Source organism: Streptomyces sp. LX-29, assembly GCF_029541745.1.
In the GTDB taxonomy this organism is placed as follows: Bacteria; Actinomycetota; Actinomycetes; order Streptomycetales; family Streptomycetaceae; genus Streptomyces.
Map to the genome: position 1 here is coordinate 4119668 of NZ_CP089746.1, position 19594 is coordinate 4139261.

Here is a 19594-nt window from a genome sequence, read left to right on the forward strand (position 1 = left end):
CGTTTCCCGGCCCGCTATGCGGCGACCGGGGCGAGGGCACCCTCCGGGGTGCGGAGCTGGTGGCGGTGGGCGGTGTGGGATTCACGGGATGCGGGGCTTCCCGACGACCGGCGGTGCGCCCGGGTGGGCCGCGCGCGTGCGGGTCGGGGTCCGCGGGCCGTTCTTCGCGGACAATGGCGGCGTGCTGGAGATGACGCGCGAGGAGTTCGAGGAACTGGTCGCCGAGGCGCTGGACCGGATCCCGCCCGAGCTGACGAGGCTGATGGACAACGTGGCGGTCTTCGTCGAGGACGAGCCGCCGACGGACGATCCCGAGCTGCTCGGGCTCTACGAGGGGACGCCGCTGACCGACCGAGGCGAGTGGTACGCGGGCGTGCTGCCGGACCGGATCACCATCTACCGCAATCCGACGCTGCGGATGTGCGAGACGCGCGAGGACGTGGTCGCCGAGACCGAGGTGACCGTCGTCCACGAGATCGCCCACCATTTCGGCATCGACGACGAGCGGCTGCACGCACTCGGCTACGGGTGACGCGCGGGCGCCACGGGTGACGCGTAGGCCCACGGGTGACGCGGGGGCGCCGCGCGGCGTGGTGCGGGCCGGGTACGGCAGCGGGGCGACGGCCTGCGGGAGGGCGAGGGCGTGCGGTCGTCGCGAGCCCCGCGGGGTTCGCCGCGCGCGTACGGGACCGGAGCCGGGCGCGGCGCGCGTGTCCTGGGCGGGGCGCGGCCAGTTGGGCAGTGCGCCTGCACCCCGTGGCCTGAGAGGTGTCCCGCCCATGCCTGGAATCTCCGCTCCGTCCCCCCGCGCGGCCGCGCGCATCGCGGCCGTCATGGCTGCCGCCATGACCCTGGGGGGCTGCATGAGCGTGTCCGACGACCCGGAGCGGCCCGGGACGCGTGGCAGCAGCACCGAGCACCGCGGCGGTGTGACGGAGCCGGACGGCGGCACGCTCCCGTCGGCCGCGGCGGCGCGCACGGTCGACGACGCCAAGGGGGAGCACGGCCGGAGCAAGGGCAAGGGCAAGAAGAAGCCGGGCGGTCGGGACGGGAAGGAGGGCGCGAAGCCCTCGGAGTCCGCCCCGGAGCCCTCCACGTCCGCCGGGCGCAGCCGTAGCCCGCGGCCGCGCACCAGCTCGCCGGCGCCGACTCCGGGCGGCGGTGGCAAGAGCGAGCCGACGTCGGCCCCCACGTCCCAGGCGCCGCGCCCGCCGCGTCCCACGACTCCGCCGCCCACCACCCCGGCGCCGCAGCCGACCACCAGCGAGCCGACGACCCCGCCGCCGACCACGGAGGACCCGGGCTCGACCGGCGGGGGCGGTGGGAGCGGGGGCGGCGGCTCCTCGCCGCAGGCGGGCTGAGCGGCGCACGCAGCCGGGACGGGGGCTGGTCGGTACGGGGGTCGAGCGTGCGGCGGGCTGGCCGGTACGGGGGCTGGTCGGGCGCGGCCGCGCGGGCCGAGCGCGGCCGCGGAGCGGGGAACGGCGGGTGGCGGGCGGGGCCGCGGGGCCGGGGTGGAGGAGCCGGTGGTCGAGGCGGGGAGGCGGGCGTCGGACCGGGGCGGAGAGCGGGTGGCTCCGGACCGGATTTGCTTTCCGGGGGTGGGAGTGCGTATGGTGGTAGATCGTTTGATCCCATTTGCCCGGCGCCAAACCGAAGCGCGCCGCGTGGCGCGTTCCTACCCTTGCCGTGGCTGACCGCATTGAGGCGGTCGTTTGCGAAATGACACGGAGTTCGGGCGCGTGCCGAGACTCCGGAAGGTTTCGCATTTCGCATGTCCATTTCCACTGATAACACCGCCATGCCCAGCGCCGTGACCGAGCAGGTCGAGCAGGACGAGCAGATGTCCGCGGCGACGGTCGAGGCGATCGAGTCCCAGGTCGAGACCGGCGCCGAGGCGGACGTCGAGGCCGACGTCGAGGTCGAGGCCGACGTCGAGGCCGCCGCCGAGGCGGACGACCAGGACGCGGCTCCCCAGATCACCTTCGGCGACCTCGGGCTCCCCGAGCAGATCGTCCGCAAGCTGGCGCAGAACGGTGTGACCACCCCGTTCCCGATCCAGGCCGCGACCATCCCGGACGCGCTGGCCGGCAAGGACATCCTCGGCCGCGGTCGTACCGGCTCCGGCAAGACCCTCTCCTTCGGCCTGCCGCTGCTGACCACCCTCGCCGGCGGCCACACCGAGAAGAAGCGCCCGCGCGGTCTGATCCTGACCCCGACCCGTGAGCTCGCCATGCAGGTGAGCGACGCGCTCCAGCCGTACGGCGACGTCCTCGGCCTCAAGCTCAAGGTCGTCTGCGGCGGCACCTCGATGGGCAACCAGATCTACGCCCTGGAACGCGGTGTCGACATCCTCGTCGCCACCCCGGGCCGACTGCGCGACATCATCGACCGCGGCGCCGCCTCGCTCGACAAGGTCCAGGTCGCCGTCCTCGACGAGGCCGACCAGATGGCCGACATGGGCTTCCTGCCCGAGGTCACCGAGATCCTCGACCTGGTGCCGCAGGGCGGTCAGCGGCTGCTCTTCTCCGCCACGCTGGAGAACGAGATCGACACCCTGGTCAAGCGTTACCTGGTCGACCAGGTCACCCACGAGGTCGACCCGTCGGCCGGCGCGGTGTCCACCATGACCCACCACGTCCTGGTCGTGAAGCCCAAGGACAAGGCCCCGGTCACCGCCGCCATCGCGGCGCGCAAGGGCCGCACCATCATCTTCGTGCGGACCCAGCTCGGCGCCGACCGCGTCGCCGACCAGCTGCGCGAGGCGGGCGTGCGTGCCGACGCGCTGCACGGCGGCATGACCCAGGGTGCCCGCACCCGCACCCTGGCCGACTTCAAGGACGGGTACGTCAACGTGCTCGTCGCCACCGACGTGGCCGCCCGCGGTATCCACGTCGACGGCATCGACCTGGTGCTCAACGTCGACCCGGCCGGCGACCACAAGGACTACCTGCACCGCAGCGGCCGCACCGCCCGTGCCGGCCAGTCCGGCACCGTCGTCTCGCTGGCGCTGCCGCACCAGCGCCGACAGATCTTCCGCCTGATGGAGGACGCGGGCGTGGACGCCTCGCGTCACATCGTGGGCGGCGCCGGCGCCTTCGACGAGGACGTGGCCCGGATCACCGGCGCCCGCTCGCTCACCGAGGTGCAGGCGGAGTCGGCGGCCAACTCGGCCAAGCAGGCCGAGCGCGAGGTGCAGCAGCTCACCCGCGAGCTGGAGAAGGTCCAGCGCCGGGCGCTCGAACTCCGCGAGGAGGCCGACCGGCTGGCCGCCCGCGTGGCGCGCGAGCGGGGCGAGGCCCCGGAGGCCGCCGCCGCGAGCTCGGAGGAGGGCGTGACCGCCGCCGAGACCCCGGTCGTCCCGCACCAGGCCCCCGCGGCCGAGGTCGAGACCCCCGTGGTGGCCGAGGAGGGCCCGCGTCGGGCGTCCTCGTACGAGCGTCGTGACGAGCGCGGCAACTTCGAGCGTCGGGACCGGGAGCGCGGCGGTTTCGACCGCGACCGTGACCGCGGCTTCAACCGTGACCGCGACCGGGACCGTCGCGACGACCGCGGTGGTTTCGACCGCGACCGTGACCGGGACCGTGGTTTCAATCGGGACCGTGGTGACCGTGGCGGTGACCGCGGTGGTTTCAACCGTGACCGTCGTGACGGCGACCGTGGCGGCTTCGGTGGCGGCCGTTCGTTCGAGCGCCGTGACGACCGTGGCAACTTCGAGCGTCGGGACCGTCGCGACGACCGCGGTGGTTTCGACCGCGACCGTGACCGGGACCGTGGTTTCAATCGGGACCGTCGTGAGGACCGTGGTGACCGTGGCGGTGACCGCGGTGGTTTCAACCGCGAGCGTCGTGACGGCGACCGTGGCGGCTTCGGTGGCGGCCGTTCGTTCGAGCGCCGTGACGACCGTCAGGGCCGCTCCTTCGAGCGTCGCGACCACAACCACCGTGGCGGCGACCGTCCGTTCCACCGTGAGCGCCGCGAGGACCGTCCGTTCAACCGCGACGACCGTCCCTTCAACCGGGACCGTCGCGACGACCGTCCGGCCCGTCGTGACGACCACCGGGGTGCCCGGCCCCTCGACCGCCGCGCCGACAAGCCCCGCTGGAAGCGGAACGGCTGATCCCGTTGCGGGACTGAGGGTTTGAGCGTCTGAGGGCCCGTACGGCACGGAAGTGTCGTACGGGCCCTCTCGCGCGAAGATCGCAGTGACGTCCCCCCATGCCGTGCGCCGAAGAGCGCCCCCGAAACCGGGCCCGCTCGGGCAAGGGGCGGTATTGGCTCGGGCCGGAGCCGGGGGCGGGCTATGCTGCGGTGTGCGGGCCGTTAGCTCAATTGGCAGAGCAGTGGACTTTTAATCCATTGGTTCAGGGTTCGAGCCCCTGACGGCCCACCGTTACGAGGGGCGAGCATGTCGCCTCTGACCTGCGTATACATCCAACGGCCCGATCGGAGATCTCCGGTCGGGCCGTCGCTCGTCCGCCGGCCTCACGGCCGTTCCGCGCTGCCGGAGGGTTCCGCCGGGCTCCGAGGGGTGTCCGCCCCTGCCCGCGCGTCTCCGCGGCGGAGGACGCGTCTCCCGGGTCGTGCCACGCCCGCCCGCGCGGTCCGCCGTTCGCGTACGGGGCGCGTCGCCATGCCGGGGCAGCGGCGAGCACCGAGCGCGTCCCCAGGCGCCGCCCCGGATTTTCCTATGAGCCCCCGGTGGTGGGCGGTCGCCGGTGACGTTGCGTCAAACCGGTGAGCCTTTCGGGGCGTCCGGCGCGACGGCGTGGGTCCTGACGTCGCACCACGGCGGGCCCCGCCGTCGCGGAGGGTAGCGGAGTCGGTCATACCGGATAGCGCGCTGAAATCGGGGAAGTGATCGAATCTGTCGTGGATCAGGCCCACAGTGTGATGTATCTGAGCCTTCCGGCGCAGGAGTGGATGGGGAGGACACGCCGCCGGGGCCGCTTCGCCGAAACACCGCACGCGTCGCGTGGCCGCGCCGCTACGGTAAGTCGCGATGTGGTCGCTGGGGGGCGCGGCGAGCCGATGGCCGGGAGGTAGAGACGACATGGGGCACTCACAGCAGGGCGGAACGCATGCCGAACTGCTCGACGGGCTGCTCGCCCGTGCCCAGAACGGGTTCGAGATCGACGAGGCGCTGCTCGTCCGGTTGCGTGACGCCCTGATGCACCAGACCGAGCTGCGCTCGTGCCGTCAGTGCAACGAGCCGCGCGGGCCGCTCGGTTACAGCACGTACCGGCACATCTTCCTGCTGCCCGACGGCAGCAGCGTGATGCTGTGGGAGCTGGAGCACAACACCGGCGCCGAGGAGCGCCCGCTGTACGAGCTGTACGACGACGAGGGTGCGTTGCTGGCCGCGGAGCGCCGGGTGCACGAGCGGACCGGTGGCGGCCGGTGGGACGAGTTCGACTCCGTGCCGCTGTGGATCCCGGAGCAACTGCTCAACGGCGCACCGCCGATGACGACGTCCCGCGCCTACGTCGCCGACAACTCGCCCGACCACGCCCGCCGTGTGCTGCGCCGCGCGGAGAACCCGGACCGGCCGGGCGAGGACGTGGAGCGACTGCTCACCACCGCCTTCGCGCACGACATCGCGCTCGCCCCCAAGCCGCGCCGGCGGTCGGGCGGTCCCGACGGGACGTGGTGCCGCTTCTACGAGCACGCGTTCCTGCTCGCCGACGGCGACGAGATCAGCCTGTGGGAGCTGGAGCACAACCTGACCAGCGACGGGCGGCTGGTGTGCGAGGTCTACCTCGACGAGGTCGCCGCGGAGCTCGCGGCCGACCGGCACGCCCGCGCGCTCGGGGTGGAGCTGTGAGGGCCCCACGCGCTCGGGATGGAGCGGTGAGCGGCCGCGCTCGGGGTGGAGCCGTGAGCGGCCGCGCCTAGCCGCCGTCGAGCCGTCTGGCCGCTGTCGGGCCGTCTGGCCGTGGTCGTGTCGCCTGGCCGCCGTCGCGCGGTCTGGCCGCCGTCGGGCCGTCTGACCGTGCTCGTGTCGCCTGGCCGCCGTCGCGCGTCCTCGCGTCCTGTGTCCGTCGGCGGGCCCCGCGCCCGAGCGCCGAGCGCCCACGGCCTACGCCGGATGGCTGCTGTCGAGTCGCCCCGCGGGGCGCCAGCCGCGAGCCTTGTGGGAGCCGGCGGCGGGAGCGGTGGCGCCGCCCGACGACGAAGCGACGAAGGCGGCCCGGTGGCGGCGGATCGGCGGCGGGGAGTCGGCGACGGCGAGTCGGCGGCGGGTCCGAACCCCGGGTCTGTCTGACGGCGGCGGAGCGGTACGCGGGAGAAGCCGGTGCGGGTGCGAGGCGGCAGGGCCGCGGTGGCGGAAGGCGAGGTCTACGAGACCGCGCCCGCCCGCCGCTTCGCCACCTGGCTGCCGGCGGCACTGATCGTCGGCGGGATCGTCTTCGAGTTGGCCACGCCGCCTGCGTACACCGCCGTGCCCTTCCTCTCCGCCGCACCGCTCATCGCCGCCCCCTTCTCCACCCTGAGGGTGACGCTGGCGATCGCCGCGGCCTCGGTGGCGGCGGCCTTAGGGCTGATGGTGGTGCAGGGGCTGCGGCACGCGGGGGAGGCGCAGACGCTCACGGAGCTGGCCACGGCGTGCACCGTGGGGCTCCTCGCCATCGCGACCAACCGGATGATGCGGCGCAGCGAGCGGCGGCTGGCCTCCGCGCGGGTCATCGCCGAGGCGGCACAGCGCGCCGTGCTGCCCACGCCCGCCGCCCGTCTGGGCGGATTGCGCATCGCCGCGCGGTACCAGGCGGCGCAGGCCGAGGCGCGCATCGGCGGAGACCTGTACGCGGTGCAGGGGACGCCGTACGGCGCGCGCGTCCTCGTCGCCGACGTCCGGGGCAAGGGGCTGGCGGCGGTCGAGGCCGTGGTGATCGTCCTCGGGGCGTTCCGGGAGGCGGCGGAGCAGGAGGCGACGCTGGCGGGCGTGGCGGGGCGGCTGGACCGGGCGCTGCGCCGGGAGGCCGAGCGGCGGGCGAGCGTGGAGCTGCGCGAGGGGTTCGCCACGGCGGTGCTGGTGGAGATCCCGCCCGGCGAGGCCACGCTGCGCCTGCTGAACCGCGGTCACCCGGCCCCGTTGCTGCTCCGCGCGGACGGCGGCGCGGGCTACCTGGAACCGACGGCGCCGGCGCTGCCCCTGGGCATGACGGACCTGGGGGAGTGGCCGGACGTGGTGGACGAGCGACCGTTCCCGGCCAGGGCGACGCTGCTGCTCTTCACGGACGGGGTGACCGAGGCGCGGGACCGGCACGGCGAGTTCTACGAACCGGCGGAGCGGTTGCGCGGCCACACCTTCGCGGGGCCGGACGCCCTGCTGGACGCGCTGGTCGTGGATGTCGCGCGCCATGCGCGCGGGAGGACGGCGGACGACATGGCGGTGCTCGCCGTCCACCGGCAGTCGAGCGCGGAGGGGCCGCCGGCCGACTCCCGCGCGGAGCGGCCGGTGCCGGCTGACTCCCGCGCGGAGCGGCCGGCCGACCCCTGGCGACCGGGCCACCCGGCCGGCCTCGCACACCCGGCGGACCGGGCGAGCAGCGCCGATAGCGGAACGTAGTCGACCGCCGCCCCTGCGCATAACAATTGACGCACGATCAGCGGTGGCGGGTTTCCGCCGCGCGATCTTGGTGACTCAACTCTCCGGCAACTTGCTCAGATTTGCCGGAAAGTGACCGAATGTGGGGCGTCGATTCTGCACGGATTCCAGGGAACGGCTTGGAAACACGCCGGGCGGTCTATTAACGTTCGATAACGCAGCGCGGTCGTCACAGCCGCCGCAAGAGGCGGCACCGTGCGCCGTCGCCGAATCCCGCACGCACAGCAGCGCGAGCACCAACAGCATCACCGCAGCACCTAGGGAACCGGGGAACCACCATCCTTGGGGTGAATCGGGCGCTTCCTCGGAGGAGCCCGTAGGAGACCTTCCTGCTCCGAACCCGTCAGCTAACCCGGTAGGCGAGACGGAAGGAAAGGAGTACGCCCCCGTGGCGTCCAACAGGTCTGCCTTCGACGAGGCGCCGTACAGCCCCTCCGGTGTTTCCGGCGCCCCCTACGGTCCGGGTGTCCTTCCCGGCCCGGGTGGTGGTCCGACCTCGACCATGGCCCCCGCTCGCGCTGTCCCCTCGGCCGCCTCCGCGATGCCCTCGGGCCCCGCCACATCCGGCGCCCCCACCATCGCCAGCCCCGTCGTGGCCCCTCCGCACGATGCCTTCGGGCCCGAGGACGAGGACGGGGAGGAGTGGAATCCCACGGCGGACTCCATAGCCCCGGTCCGCGGCCGGCACCGGGTGGTCAAGCAGCGCGGCGGCGGCATGGCGCGCAGCGGCGCGGTGCTCGGCGTCGGTGTCATCGCGGCGGTGGGCGCGGGCGGCATGGCGACCGCCAAGGACCGACCCAACCCGCCGATCTCCATGCCCGACCTGGGGCAGGTCGCCGACGAGGTGCAGGGCGTGCTCCCGGAGGCGAGGGAGCTGCCCGGTGCCACGCGGCTCGTCTCCGACGCGGTCGGCCCGGGCAACGTCGCCTCCGCACCGGGCGCGCCCGCGGCCGCGGCCCCGCTCTCCACGGCCGGTCTGACCGCCGAGGACGCGGCGAACGGCGCCACCGACGCCGGCGAGGCGCTGCGCGCCCGCATCATGCAGCAGGCCGAGTATCAGCAGAACGCGGCCGACGACGCCCAGCGCGAGGCCGCCGCGCGAGCCGCCGCCGAGCAGGCCGCCAAGGCGGCCGCGGCCCAGGCCAAGGCCGAGGCCGACGAGGCGAAGAAGGCCGCCGAGGCCGAGGCCGAGCGCAAGGCGGAGGAGGCCGCACGCAAGGCCGAGGCCGAGCGGAAGGCGGAGGCCGCGGCCAAGGCGAAGGCCGAAGCGGAGGCAGAGGCTGAGGCGGACGCGGAGGCGGACGCGGGGTCGGAATCCGGCTCCGGAGGCGACAGCGGGACCAGCGCCGGCGCGTATGCCCTCCCGGTCGCCTCCTACACCCTCACCTCCACCTTCGGCCAGGCCGGCGACCTGTGGTCCGCCGACCACACGGGGCAGGACTTCGCCGCTCCCACCGGCACCCCGGTCAAGGCGGTCCACGGGGGCACGATCACCTCCGCCGGCTGGGCCGGCGCCTACGGCTACCGCATCGTCCTCACGCTCCCCGACGGCACCGAGATCTGGTACTGCCACCTGTCATCCATGGTCAAGACCTCGGGCACGGTGTCCACCGGCGACGTCATCGGCCGCGTCGGCGCCACCGGCAACGTGACCGGTCCCCACCTCCACCTGGAGGTCCGCCCGGGCGGCGGCTCCCCGGTCGATCCCCTGGCGTGGCTGCGCCAGCACGGCCTGAACCCGTGACCACGACAGCCGTGATCACACCACCCGTGACCGCACCCGCGAGCACGACACCGTGACCGCACTCGCGAGCTCGACACGCGTGAGCACGCCGGCCTGAACCCGAGGCCAGCCTCTCCCCCCACAGCCCCGATACGCCGGCGGCTCTGGCGCTCTCTCCCCCCTTGACGCCAGGGCCGCCGGTTCGTTTTCCCGCGCTCTCGGGAGCCCGGGTGCGGCGCGCGCCGCGACGGCGAGCGGGCCGACCCCTGTGGCACCAGCGCCGCGGGGTCACCGGGCCCGGGTCACGGAGCCCGGGTCACGTGGCCACGGGCGCGGGGTGTCGGCGGTGCTCAGCCGGCGCGGCGGTCGGCGGCCGCCCAGGAGGCGAGGGCGACCCCGCCCGCCACGGCGGCGACGGCCGGCCAGGCGCCGATCTTCTTGGCCAGCGGGTGGGAGCCCGCGAACGCGGCCACATACAGCCCGCTCAGGGCCGCCGCGGTTCCGGCACCGCCCCGCTCCTTCCAGCCCCGCGCCGCCGCGACCCCCGCTGCGGCCAGCACCACACCGCCCAGGGGCCGCCTCTTCGTCCACCGGGCGACCCCGTAGCCGCCCACGAGACCGCCCGCGGCCACCACGCCTGTCGGAACCCCAGCCATAGCCACACCTTCCACATGTGCCGATCCGGATCCTCTCGGGACCATTCGACAACACCGGTCGTCCCGAACGCCCCACGGGCCCGTCACGGTCCCGCCCCGGTCCGGAGAGAGCGGACCGTCGGGCTCAGTCGAGGGCGCTGAGCTTCTTCCACTCCTCGTAGGAGAGGTTCCAGTCGCCGTAGCCGTTGCCGGTGGCGACGGTCTCCCGAGTGGAGCCGGTGACCTCGATGATGTCGCCGGGGGTGGCGCGGTCGTAGAAGCTCTTGCCGTCCGCTTCCGACATGCCTATGCAGCCGTGGCTCATGTTGACACGGCCGAAGTAGCCCTTGCCCTCGTTCCAGGGGGCGGCGTGGGCGTAGGTGCCGGAGGTGGTCAGATGGACCGCCCAGGGGACGTCCTTGTTGTACGGGTCGGCTATGTTCACCGACTCGCTGGTCATGTTGACCATGGGTGCCTTGCCGAGGACGACCATGGTGCCGTTCCAGGTGGGGTAGGCGGTGGAGCCGGCGGAGACCGGGATGGTGTCGACCTTCTTGCCGTCCTCGTAGACGGTCATCGTGTGCTGCTTCAGGTCGGCCTTGGCGACGCGGACGGTGCCGACGGTGAAGGTGCTGGAGACGTCGCGGCGGAGGTAGCGCCCCTCGCCCGTGTTGACGCCGCTGAGCTTGGCGCGGAGGGTCACCTTGGTGCCCTTGGCCCAGTAGCTCTCGGGGCGCCAGTCGACGCGCTCGACGCCGGTGAGCGGGTCGCGGGTCCAGCCCCAGGAGCCCTCCGTCTTGGGGGAGGTGCTGACGGAGAGCCGGCGCTCGACCGCCGCCTTGTCCTTCACCGGGTGGTCGAAGGCGATGGACACCGGCTGGCCGGCGCCGACGACCTTGTTGTTGGACGGGGTGACGGAGACGCCGTTGAAGACCTTGGCCGCACGGGTGCGGAAGGCCGAACGGTGGGTGGTGACCTCGCCGGCCGCGTTGGTCGCGGTGGCCAGGACGGCGTAGGAGGCCCCCGGGGTCATGGTGCGGGTGGAGCGCCAGCTCTTCTTGGCGTCGGACCATGAGCCCGTCACCGCGACCGCGTCGGCGCTGCTCGGGTCGGGAGTGACCTGGACCTTGGTCAGGGTGCCGCCGGCCACGTCGACCTTGATGCCGCCGTCGGGGGCCACCGCCGGGCCGTCGCTGCCCGGCGTCACGGTGATGCGGGCGGGCTTGGCGTCGGCCGGGTCGACCGAGGCGCCGCCCTTCCCGTCCGAGCCGGAGGAGGACTGACAGGCCACCAGCGAGGCCAGGGCCAGGGAGGACGCCGCAAGCAGGCGGAGAGGGCGGCGTATGGGACGTATGGATCGCACAGAGGACCTCTTGGGACGGTCGTGACGGTTGGTGAAGGCGTGGTGGGGGTGGTCGGAGCGACGGTCGGTCAGCAACGCTGCTCCACCCCCTCCGGGTTGCTCTTGTACGGCGGCGGCAGGGGCGTCGTGTCGGGGTGCAGCCGCCAGAGGGACAGGGACATGCAGTGGGTGGCGACCATGTCGACGTAGGACGCGCCGAACACGCCCAGACCGTCGACCTGCACGAGGGCGACCTCCGTGCCGGAGCGCATCAGCGAGACCTGGTGCTCTCCGCCCGAGCCGTCGGACTCCGAGCCGTAGACCCGGACCGTGGGCTTCCGCACCGAGCCCGGGGCTTCCGCGGAGAACGGGCGGCCGACCCTGACGAGCCCGCAGCGGGTCCGCAGCACCTCCTGCAGCGAGCTGAACACCCGGACGGCGTCCCGCTCGGTCCGGTAGGCGTTGATCGTGTGCCGTGCGGTCTCCTTGGCCTGGCGGCCCTGGAAGACGCGGGCGCGCTGGGCCGCCGGGAGCGGGTGCGCGTCGCCGTCCAGACCGGTCAGCCGGCAGTCGGCTTCGAGGTCCAGGAGCGGTGAGTCGAGCCGGTCGGTGGTGCGGACCGTCTTCCACCGGGCCGCCGCCTCGAAGGGCAGCGCCGTGGGGCGGAGCAGCGCCTCGACGGCGATGTCCGGAGCCGGCGATTCGGTACGGCCGGAGGGTGGTGGGCCCGCCGGCAGGGTGCGGGTCGGATCGTCGCCGGGGAGGAGCTGCCACGAGCCGATCGCGAGCGCGACGGCCGCGAGCACCGCGGAGACGGCGGTCACCGCACGCGTGCGGATCGTGCGCCGACGGCCCCGGGCACGCACGGCCTCCGGGCCCGCGAGGCGTATGCAGGGCTCGGTGGCGCGCGCTATCTCCCGAAGCCGCTCATCCAGGTCAGCCATGGGTGGGCACCTCCTTCGGGGAGCGGGCTGAGGCGGGGGCGGGGGCCGGAGGGTGGGGCGCGGGGTGGTCGGAGTCGGTCAGATGGCGGCCCAGCGCCTTGCGGGCACGGCTGAGGCGGGTCCGCACGGCGCCCTCGGAGACGCCCGTCTCCCGGGCCACCTGCTCGATGGGCAGGTCGAGCAGGTGGTGCAGGACGACGACGGTGCGCTGGTCGGGCTTCAGCCCGCGCAGTGCGTCGACCAACGCCACCCGGTCCGGGGCGAGGCCGGGCACGTCGGCCGGTGGGCCGTGCCGGAGGTGAGCCCGCATCCGGTTGCGGGCCCGGCGCCAGGAACTGACGGCCAGCCGCAGGGCGACGGTGCGCACCCACGGCGTCGGGTCGCCGTCCCTGGTGAGCCGGTCCCAACGCTGCCAGGCGCGGGCATACGCCTCCTGCACCGCGTCCTCGGCCTCGGACAGGTCGCCGGTGGCGGCATAGACCGCCGCGACGAGCCGTTTGGCCGTGGCCGCGTAGAACTGGTCGAAGTCGGATTGTGCTGACATGTGCCCCCCGATGGCCCCCGTGCCCCGCTGGTCGTGCAAGTCCCTCCTGTAATGAGCACGTCCGATGGCCGCGAAAGGTTACAGATGACTTTGCGGAGGCCGTCCGGGGGCGCCGTACGGGCCGTACGGCTGGGTGCTCCAGGGGCCGTACTGCGGCGGCTGCCGGTGCGGCGCGGGCGCCGACGCCTGAGTCTCGGCGTGAGGCGTCGGCATGGGCTGGGCGTGGTGCTGGGGCTGGGGGTGGTGCTGGGCGTGGGACCCCGGCGTGGCCGGGGGCATGGCGTGCGCGAGGGGCATCGGCATGGGCTGCGGCATCGGCGGCCGCGGCGGCCGCACCGACAGCGCCGCGTGCGCCAGCGCGGGCTGGGCGACCTCCCTGCGCTGCCAGAGCTGCTGGAGGAGCTCCCGTTCGCGGGCGGAGAAGTCGGGGTCCGCGATGCCGCGGTGCGCGCGCTGGCGGAGCAGGGCCAGGGAGGTCGCGTAGGCGATGTACTCGCCGACCGTGCGGGCCGCCGCCGGGCCCCGGGAGCGGCGGGCGAGGTCGCGGGCGATGCCACGGGCCCGCATGGAGGACAGGGCGGGCGGCTCGGGCGGGGTGAGCCAGCCGGCGGCCTGGTAGGTGGTGAGCTGGGCGCCGACGGCGCGCAGTTCGTTGCCGCGCGACCAGATGGTGAGCCAGGTCAGCAGGCCGAAGAGGGGGACCATGAACAGGGCGTAGACGGCGAGGAAGCCGTAGCCGCCGAAGGTCGCGGAACCGTTCCAGACGCCGTGCAGGACCATCGCGGCGAGCAGCGCGGCGATCGGTATGAGGATCCGGCGGGCGCGCTGCCGCTGGGTCGCCACGGCCGCCAGCCCGAAGCCCACTCCGGTCATGGCGGTGAAGAGGGGGTGGGCGAAGGGCGACATCACCGCGCGTATGAAGAAGGTCGCGGCGGTGGTCGAGCGCAGCCCCGAGTAGCCGAACTCCTGGTCGCTGACGAACGCGGTGCCCAGGTAGAGGATGTTCTCGGTGAAGGCGAAGCCGGTCGCCGTGACGCCGGCGACGACGACGCCGTCCACGATCCCGTTGAAGTCGCGTCGCCGGAAGAGGAAGAGCAGCAGTACGGCGGCGGCCTTGGCGCTCTCCTCCACGACCGGCGCGACGAAGGTGGCGCCCCATGCGTCGGCGTCCGCCTCGTCGTCGGGGGAGGTCTCGACGATGGTCGTGGTGAGCCACTGGGTCGCGAAGCCGTTGGCTATGAGCGCGACCAGCGTCGCCGCGCACGCGCCCCAGGCGAAGGCGAAGGCCAGGTTCCGCCAGGGCTTCGGCTCCACGCGGTCCGCCCAGCGGAAGGCCGCGAGGAGCAGCGGCACGGGCAGGGTGGCCAGCCCCAGACCCACCAGGAAGCCCTTGGTGCCGGTCTGCTCCCGGACGAGCGCCAGGATGACCAGCCCGGAGAGGGCGAGGAGGACGACGAGTCCGGTCGCACGGAGCGCCTTGTTGCCCCACAGCGCGGCCCAGCGCGTCTGGCGCGGTGGACCGCTCCAGCTCGCGCCCCCTGGTCCGACGGCCCCGTGCGGCTGCTGCGCGTACGCCGGGATCGGCGGGGCGGGCTGCCAGGGCTGCTGCGGCTGCTGTGGGGACGCGGGTTGATGCACTCGATGACCCTAACCAGGAGGGAGAGTGGGGGACTCGTGGATTATCCCCGGCAGACACCGGTCTCCTCATGCCGCCTCGGGCGACCGGGTGACGGACGGGCCCCGAGACGGGTCGACCGTACGTCGGCCGGCCGTGTGTCGGCCGGCCGAAGCGGTGGAGGTCGGGGGGTCTGTGGTCGGGCCCGTCAGCCCGACGTACGACGGAAGATCAGATCGTGGACGACATGGCCCTTGTCCAGGCCCTGGCCCTCGAACTTCGTCAGCGGCCGGAAGTCGGGGCGTGGCGTGTAGCCGCCGTCAGGCTGGGTGTTCTCGAAGTCCGGGCTGGCGGTGAGCACCTCCAGCATCTGCTCGGCGTACGGCTCCCAGTCGGTCGCGCAGTGCAGCAGGGCGCCCGGCTTGAGGCGGGTGGCGGCGAGCGCGAGGAACTCGGGCTGGATCAGGCGGCGCTTGTGGTGGCGCTTCTTGGGCCACGGGTCGGGGAAGTAGACCCGCATGCCGGAGAGCGAGTCGGGCCGCAGCATCTCGCGGAGGAGGATGATCGCGTCGCCGTTGGCGACCCGGATGTTGGACAGCCCGTTCCGCTCCGCGAGCGCGAGCAGATTCCCCTGGCCGGGGGTGTGGACGTCGGTCGCGAGGATGCCGGTCTCCGGGTCCGCGGCGGCCATCTGCGCGGTGGCCTCGCCCATCCCGAAGCCGATCTCGAGGACGACGGGCAACTGGGGGTCGCCGAACAGTTGACCGAGGTCAAGCGGTTGCAGCCCGTCGATGTCCAGGCCCCACTGCGACCACAGACGGCGCAGGGCGTCGCCCTGCCCCGGGGTGACGCGGCTGCGCCGGGGGCGGAAGGAGCGGATGCGCCGCTCGTGGTGCGAGCCCGCGGGGTCCGCGACGGGGCCGCCGGGGAACATCGGCTGGCTGCGGTCGCGCGCTCCGTGCGGCGCGCTGGGATCGACGGTGGTCTGATCGGCGGAGGTCTGATCGACGGTGGTCTGATCGGCGGCGGTGTGATTCTCGGACACAGTGTTTCGATTCTACGGTCGGCCGGCACGGCCCTCGGTCGGCCGACCGAGGCCGCGGCAGACCGGGAGCAGGACCCAGGCGTGCATGCCCTGCCTGGGAGCGGTGCCGGGGCGCCGAGGCCGGTACGGTCGGCCCGCCGCAGGCACCGCCCGCCGCAGGCGCGGCCCGCCCCGGGCGCGGCGGATTCCGGGATGCGGCCAGCCGCAGGCCCGGCTCGCCCCGGGCGTCGCTCGCCCCGAGAGCGGCCGTTCCCAGCCGTGGCTCGTCCCGGGTGCCCCTCAGGCCGCCAGCGCCGCCAGGACCCGCCGGGCCACCTCTCGGCCGATGGGGAGCGAGGCGGTGGCCGCGGGAGAGGGGGCGTTCAGCACATGGACCATGCGGGGGGACTCGGCGATGAGGAAGTCGTCCACCAGCGTCCCGTCCCGCAGCACCGCCTGGGCGCGCACCCCCGCGGGGGCCGGCGTCAGATCGTCCGCCGTCACCTCGGGAAGCAGCCGGCGGACCGCGGTCGTGAAGGCGGCCTTGGACAGGGAGCGCTGGAGCTCGCCCGCCCCGTAGCGCCAGTGGCGGCGGGCTATCCGCCACGAGCCCGGGTAGGCGAGCGTCTCGGCCAGCTCGCGCGGGCGCACCGTATGCCATGCGTACCCCTCCCTGGCCAGGGCGGGGACGGCATTGGGTCCGATGTGGACGCCGCCGTCGACGCCGCGGGTCAGATGCACGCCCAGGAAGGGGAAGGCGGGATCCGGAACGGGGTAGACGAGGCCGCGCACGAGGTGGGCGCGGGACGGCGACAGCGCGTAGTACTCGCCGCGGAAGGGCACGATCCGCATGCGGGGGTCGTCCCCGGCCAGCCGGGCGATGTGGTCGCAGTGCAGGCCCGCGCAGTTGACCAGCATCCGGGCGCGCAGCACCGTCCCGTCGGTCGTGCGCACGGCGACCGCCGCGGCGCCCCGCCCCGTCGATCCCGCGCGGGTGGCAAGGCCCTCGCCTGTCCGCCCGTCGAGCACGGCCACGGCCGATTCGTCGACCGCGGCCTGCCCACGCGGGACGGCCGACCCCGCCGGGCCGTCGTCCACCGCCGCGTAGTCACCTCCGGAGGCGCCGCTTCGGACGGTGGCGCCGCCCGCCGGCGGTGTCGCGCCGCTCCGCGCCCGGACGCCGCCGGTCCTCGTGCGGCGTCCGATGGTGCGCACCTCCGCCCCGTACCGCACCGAGGCGCCCGCCTCCTGGGCCAGCTCGGCGAGCCGGGCGGCCACGGCCGCGAAGTCGCAGACACCGGTGGTGCCGACATGGATGGCGGCGAGGCCGCGCACATGGGGTTCGTACTCGGTGATCTGGGCGGGGCCCAGCTCGCGCACCGGAATGCCGTTCTCCCGGCCGCGCTGCACGAGGGCGTGGAGTCGGGGCAGCTCGGCGCGGTCCGTCGCGACGATGAGCTTGCCGGTCACCTCGTGCGGGATGGCGTGCTCGGCGCAGAACCTCACCATCTCCGCGGCACCCCGCACCGCGAACCGCGCCTTCAGCGAGTCCGGCCGGTAGTAGATGCCGCTGTGGATGACGCCGCTGTTGCGGCCGGTCTGGTGGCGGGCGGGGCCCGCCTCCTTCTCCAGCACCACCACGTCGATGCCCGGGGCGGCCCGCGTCAGCGCATACGCGGTCGACAGGCCGACGATCCCGCCCCCGATCACCAGCACATCGCAGTCCAACGCCGTCACACCACCACACCTCCCCCCGCGCCTCGCCGCTCAACCGCTCCCCGACGATCACTATCATGACCCGCCCCACTGACAACGGGCCCGAACAGGACGAGATCACGCCCCTAGCGGGAGATCACGCCTATCGGTGATCACGCCGCCCGCCGTTGATCACCTCGGATGCGCCCGGCCGAGGTGGCGGTCGGCCACCCTGAGGCGACGGGCGGACGCACACGGCCGACGTGCCGGACGCGCTCGGTCCCCGCGCCGGACGCGCCCGGTCCACGCGGAGGCCGATCATGCCGGAGCGACCAGCAGCGGCCGCGCCCGCTCCCGCAGCTCCATCACCCGCGGCTCGTCCCCGTAGGGCTCGAGCCGGTGCAGCAGATCGCGCACGTACTCGGTGGTGCGCGCCGAGGAGATGCGGCCGGCGACCTCGACCGCGCGGGTGCCCTGTGCGCACGCCGCGTCCAGGTTGCCGGACTCCAGCTCGGCGACGGCCGACACCACCAGCCGCAGCCCGTGCGAGCGGACGAACTCCTCGGTGGGCCGGGCCAGCGCCTGCTCCGTGAAGCGCCGCACCTGACGGGGGAGGCGCAGGTCGCGGTAGCACTCGGCGGCGTCGGCGGCGAACCGCTCCTGGCTGTAGAAGTCCAACCACGACGGGTCCGGATCGCCCGCGCGGGCGCGCTCAAGCCACCCCTCCGCTGCCTTGAGCGCGGCCCCACAGGCCGGTCCGTCGCCGGCCTTGGCCTGGGCGCGGGCCTCCACGAGGCGGAAGAAACTCATCGTCCGGGCGGTGGCCAGTCCGCGGTTGCGCTCCAGGGCGGCTTGGGCGAGGTCCACGCCCTCGTCCGCGAAGCCCCGGTAGGTGGCCTGCAGGCTCATCGACGCCAGCACATAGCCGCCCAGCGGCACATCGGCCGCCGCGCGGGCCAGCCGCAGCGCCTGGATGTAGTAGCGCTGCGCGGCCTCCTGCTGCCCGGTGTCGAAGGCCATCCAGCCGGCCAGCCGGGTCAGTTCGGCGGTGGCGCCGAACAGGGCGCGGCCGACCTCGTCGCTGTAGGAGCCGAGCAGCAGGGGCGCGGCGTCGACCCGCAGACACTCGGGGACCATGGACGAACGCCAGTCGCCGCCGCCGTACTTGGAGTCCCAGCGGCGCGCGTCCTCGGCCGCCTCCCGCAACTTGGTGACGTCGCTGTGGCCCACCCGCTGGGGTAAGCCGTCCGCGCTGTGGACCTCGGCCTCTTTGGGCTCCCGCGCGACGGAGCTGTCGGCGGGGGATATCAGCCATCGTGAGGCAGGGGTGGCGTACGCGCTTACTGCGAACGATCCGGCCAGGCTCTGCCAGATGCCGCCCCCGCCGCGGCGTCCGGCCAGATCCAGCCGGTAGAGCTCGGTGGCGCTGCGCACGGCCTGGCCTATGTCGCGTGGGAAGGCGAGGCCGACCTCGGGCGCGGGGTCGGCGTCGGCCAGGCCGATCTCGTGCAACGGCACCGGGCGACCCAGCTTGGAGCCGATGGCGGCGGCGATGAGATGAGGCGCGGCGCCCTGCGGGACCATGCCCTTCGACACCCACCTGGCCACCGACGTCTTGTCATAGCGAAGTGTCAGGCCACGTTGGGCGCCGAGGTCGTTGACTCTGCGCGCGAGCCCGGCATTGCTGATCCCCGCGAGGGCGAGAACGGTGCCGAGCTTCTCGTTCGGCCCGCGTGGCTCCCTGGACATGCGCACCCCTCGAACAGCACCGACGGCCGCCCCGGCATAGGCACGGGGCATTCGTAAACCCAGCGTAGTTCGCCGCATCCCGACCGTTAAGAGGTGGTGTCCCGGATGGCGAGATTCTTGTACGAACGGGCGTGCGGCGCGGGGCGTGTGCTCCCGGTGTGTGTGGCTGTGCGCCCGTGTGTGCGCTCTGCCTGGTCCCTCGCGGGAGCGTTTCCATGGGTGGTGCGTGGGTCGGCCCGCTGCACTGGAGCCAGTGGGCTGGGGGACGCCGCCGCCTCATTCCCCGCGGGCGGCGGAACGGTCCGGGAGGCGAACGCGCCTCCCGGACTGTGGCGTTGGGCCACCGCAAGCCCATGGCGAGCGCCTCGGCAGATTGGCCGAATGACGCTCATCGAGGCCGGGCTCCGCGGCGGGCCGGGGAGGGGGAGGCCCGGCGCGGAAGTCCCTTGTGTCACCACCGAGTCATCACCTCTGATGACATTCGCATCCTTGCGCGCGGCCGCGGACGCGGGCTCTCGCGCGGGCCACTCGTGGCAGCATGGGCCCCAGCGGGAGCGCCGTCGTGCGCCGGCGGAGAGAACGGCGGGAGCGGGAAGCGCGCCATGAACGGCCCCGCGCGGTGCACGCGTCGGAGCGCGGGTCCGCTGGGGCGTCGTTGACGTTGTTGACCGAGTGTTGCCCGGATGGATGCCGAAATCGTCGACGTGCTGTGCA

At 73.9% G+C, this 19594-nt stretch carries 14 protein-coding genes, 1 tRNA gene and 1 riboswitch; of the genes, 7 read left to right on the forward strand and 8 right to left on the reverse strand.

Annotated features, from left to right (window positions below; translation table 11 throughout):
- Positions 1-181: 181 nt before the first annotated feature.
- From LRS74_RS17780 to LRS74_RS17810, 7 genes are all read left to right on the forward strand, one after another.
- Complete coding sequence (locus LRS74_RS17780; RefSeq protein WP_277741919.1) at positions 182-532, forward strand: metallopeptidase family protein; 351 nt, start codon at positions 182-184, stop codon at positions 530-532.
- Positions 533-779: 247 nt separating this feature from the next.
- Positions 780-1361, forward strand: coding sequence for a hypothetical protein (locus tag LRS74_RS17785; protein WP_277741920.1), 582 nt, complete (start codon positions 780-782; stop codon positions 1359-1361).
- Positions 1362-1774: 413 nt separating this feature from the next.
- Positions 1775-4120, forward strand: coding sequence for a DEAD/DEAH box helicase (locus tag LRS74_RS17790; protein WP_277741921.1), 2346 nt, complete (start codon positions 1775-1777; stop codon positions 4118-4120).
- Positions 4121-4317: 197 nt separating this feature from the next.
- A tRNA-Lys gene (locus LRS74_RS17795) sits at positions 4318-4390 on the forward strand.
- Positions 4391-5053: 663 nt separating this feature from the next.
- The gene (locus LRS74_RS17800; RefSeq protein WP_277741922.1) at positions 5054-5824 is read left to right on the forward strand and encodes a DUF6227 family protein; all 771 of its coding nucleotides are present in this window, start codon (positions 5054-5056) and stop codon (positions 5822-5824) included.
- A 477-nt stretch (positions 5825-6301) separates the two neighbouring features.
- A complete protein-coding gene (locus LRS74_RS17805; protein WP_277741923.1) occupies positions 6302-7570 on the forward strand; it encodes a PP2C family protein-serine/threonine phosphatase in 1269 nt (422 codons plus the stop codon).
- Positions 7571-7845: 275 nt separating this feature from the next.
- Positions 7846-7986, forward strand: a riboswitch (cyclic di-AMP (ydaO/yuaA leader).
- Positions 7987-7997: 11 nt separating this feature from the next.
- The gene (locus LRS74_RS17810) at positions 7998-9353 is read left to right on the forward strand and encodes a M23 family metallopeptidase (RefSeq protein ID WP_277741924.1); all 1356 of its coding nucleotides are present in this window, start codon (positions 7998-8000) and stop codon (positions 9351-9353) included.
- Between the two features lie 329 nt (positions 9354-9682).
- Here LRS74_RS17810 and LRS74_RS17815 read toward each other — a convergent pair whose 3' ends face one another.
- The 8 genes from LRS74_RS17815 to LRS74_RS17850 form a co-directional block, all read right to left on the reverse strand.
- Positions 9683-9988, reverse strand: coding sequence for a hypothetical protein (locus LRS74_RS17815; RefSeq protein ID WP_277741925.1), 306 nt, complete (start codon positions 9986-9988; stop codon positions 9683-9685).
- 124 nt (positions 9989-10112) lie between these two features.
- Positions 10113-11330: an Ig-like domain-containing protein gene (locus LRS74_RS17820; protein ID WP_277741926.1), complete on the reverse strand. Its 1218-nt coding sequence runs from the start codon at positions 11328-11330 to the stop codon at positions 10113-10115.
- 68 nt (positions 11331-11398) lie between these two features.
- Positions 11399-12253, reverse strand: a complete 855-nt coding sequence (locus LRS74_RS17825) for a hypothetical protein (RefSeq protein WP_277741927.1) — start codon at positions 12251-12253, stop codon at positions 11399-11401.
- On the reverse strand, positions 12246-12797 hold the full coding sequence (locus tag LRS74_RS17830; RefSeq protein ID WP_277741928.1) for a SigE family RNA polymerase sigma factor: 552 nt from the start codon (positions 12795-12797) through the stop codon (positions 12246-12248). Before LRS74_RS17830 ends, LRS74_RS17825 begins: the two co-directional genes overlap by 8 nt.
- Positions 12798-12875: 78 nt before the next feature.
- Positions 12876-14435, reverse strand: a complete 1560-nt coding sequence (locus LRS74_RS17835) for a PrsW family glutamic-type intramembrane protease (protein WP_277741929.1) — start codon at positions 14433-14435, stop codon at positions 12876-12878.
- A 185-nt stretch (positions 14436-14620) separates the two neighbouring features.
- The gene (gene trmB, locus LRS74_RS17840) at positions 14621-15346 is read right to left on the reverse strand and encodes a tRNA (guanosine(46)-N7)-methyltransferase TrmB (protein ID WP_277744805.1); all 726 of its coding nucleotides are present in this window, start codon (positions 15344-15346) and stop codon (positions 14621-14623) included.
- 390 nt (positions 15347-15736) lie between these two features.
- Positions 15737-17173 (reverse strand): L-2-hydroxyglutarate oxidase, encoded by a 1437-nt coding sequence (gene lhgO, locus LRS74_RS17845; protein ID WP_277741930.1) that lies wholly within the window; start codon positions 17171-17173, stop codon positions 15737-15739.
- 276 nt (positions 17174-17449) lie between these two features.
- Complete coding sequence (locus LRS74_RS17850; protein WP_144383333.1) at positions 17450-18880, reverse strand: MFS transporter; 1431 nt, start codon at positions 18878-18880, stop codon at positions 17450-17452.
- Positions 18881-19594 lie beyond the last annotated feature (714 nt).

What these genes read in the sequence shown, in the direction of transcription:
- LRS74_RS17815 (WP_277741925.1), bottom strand. Translation starts at nt 9,988, where the DNA reads ATGGCTGGGGTTCCGACAGGCGTGGTGGCCGCGGGCGGTCTCGTGGGC.
- LRS74_RS17825 (WP_277741927.1), bottom strand. Translation starts at nt 12,253, where the DNA reads ATGGCTGACCTGGATGAGCGGCTTCGGGAGATAGCGCGCGCCACCGAG.
- LRS74_RS17800 (WP_277741922.1), top strand. Translation starts at nt 5,054, where the DNA reads ATGGGGCACTCACAGCAGGGCGGAACGCATGCCGAACTGCTCGACGGG.
- LRS74_RS17790 (WP_277741921.1), top strand. Translation starts at nt 1,775, where the DNA reads ATGTCCATTTCCACTGATAACACCGCCATGCCCAGCGCCGTGACCGAG.
- LRS74_RS17830 (WP_277741928.1), bottom strand. Translation starts at nt 12,797, where the DNA reads ATGTCAGCACAATCCGACTTCGACCAGTTCTACGCGGCCACGGCCAAA.
- LRS74_RS17850 (WP_144383333.1), bottom strand. Translation starts at nt 18,880, where the DNA reads ATGTCCAGGGAGCCACGCGGGCCGAACGAGAAGCTCGGCACCGTTCTC.
- trmB (WP_277744805.1), bottom strand. Translation starts at nt 15,346, where the DNA reads ATGTTCCCCGGCGGCCCCGTCGCGGACCCCGCGGGCTCGCACCACGAG.
- LRS74_RS17785 (WP_277741920.1), top strand. Translation starts at nt 780, where the DNA reads ATGCCTGGAATCTCCGCTCCGTCCCCCCGCGCGGCCGCGCGCATCGCG.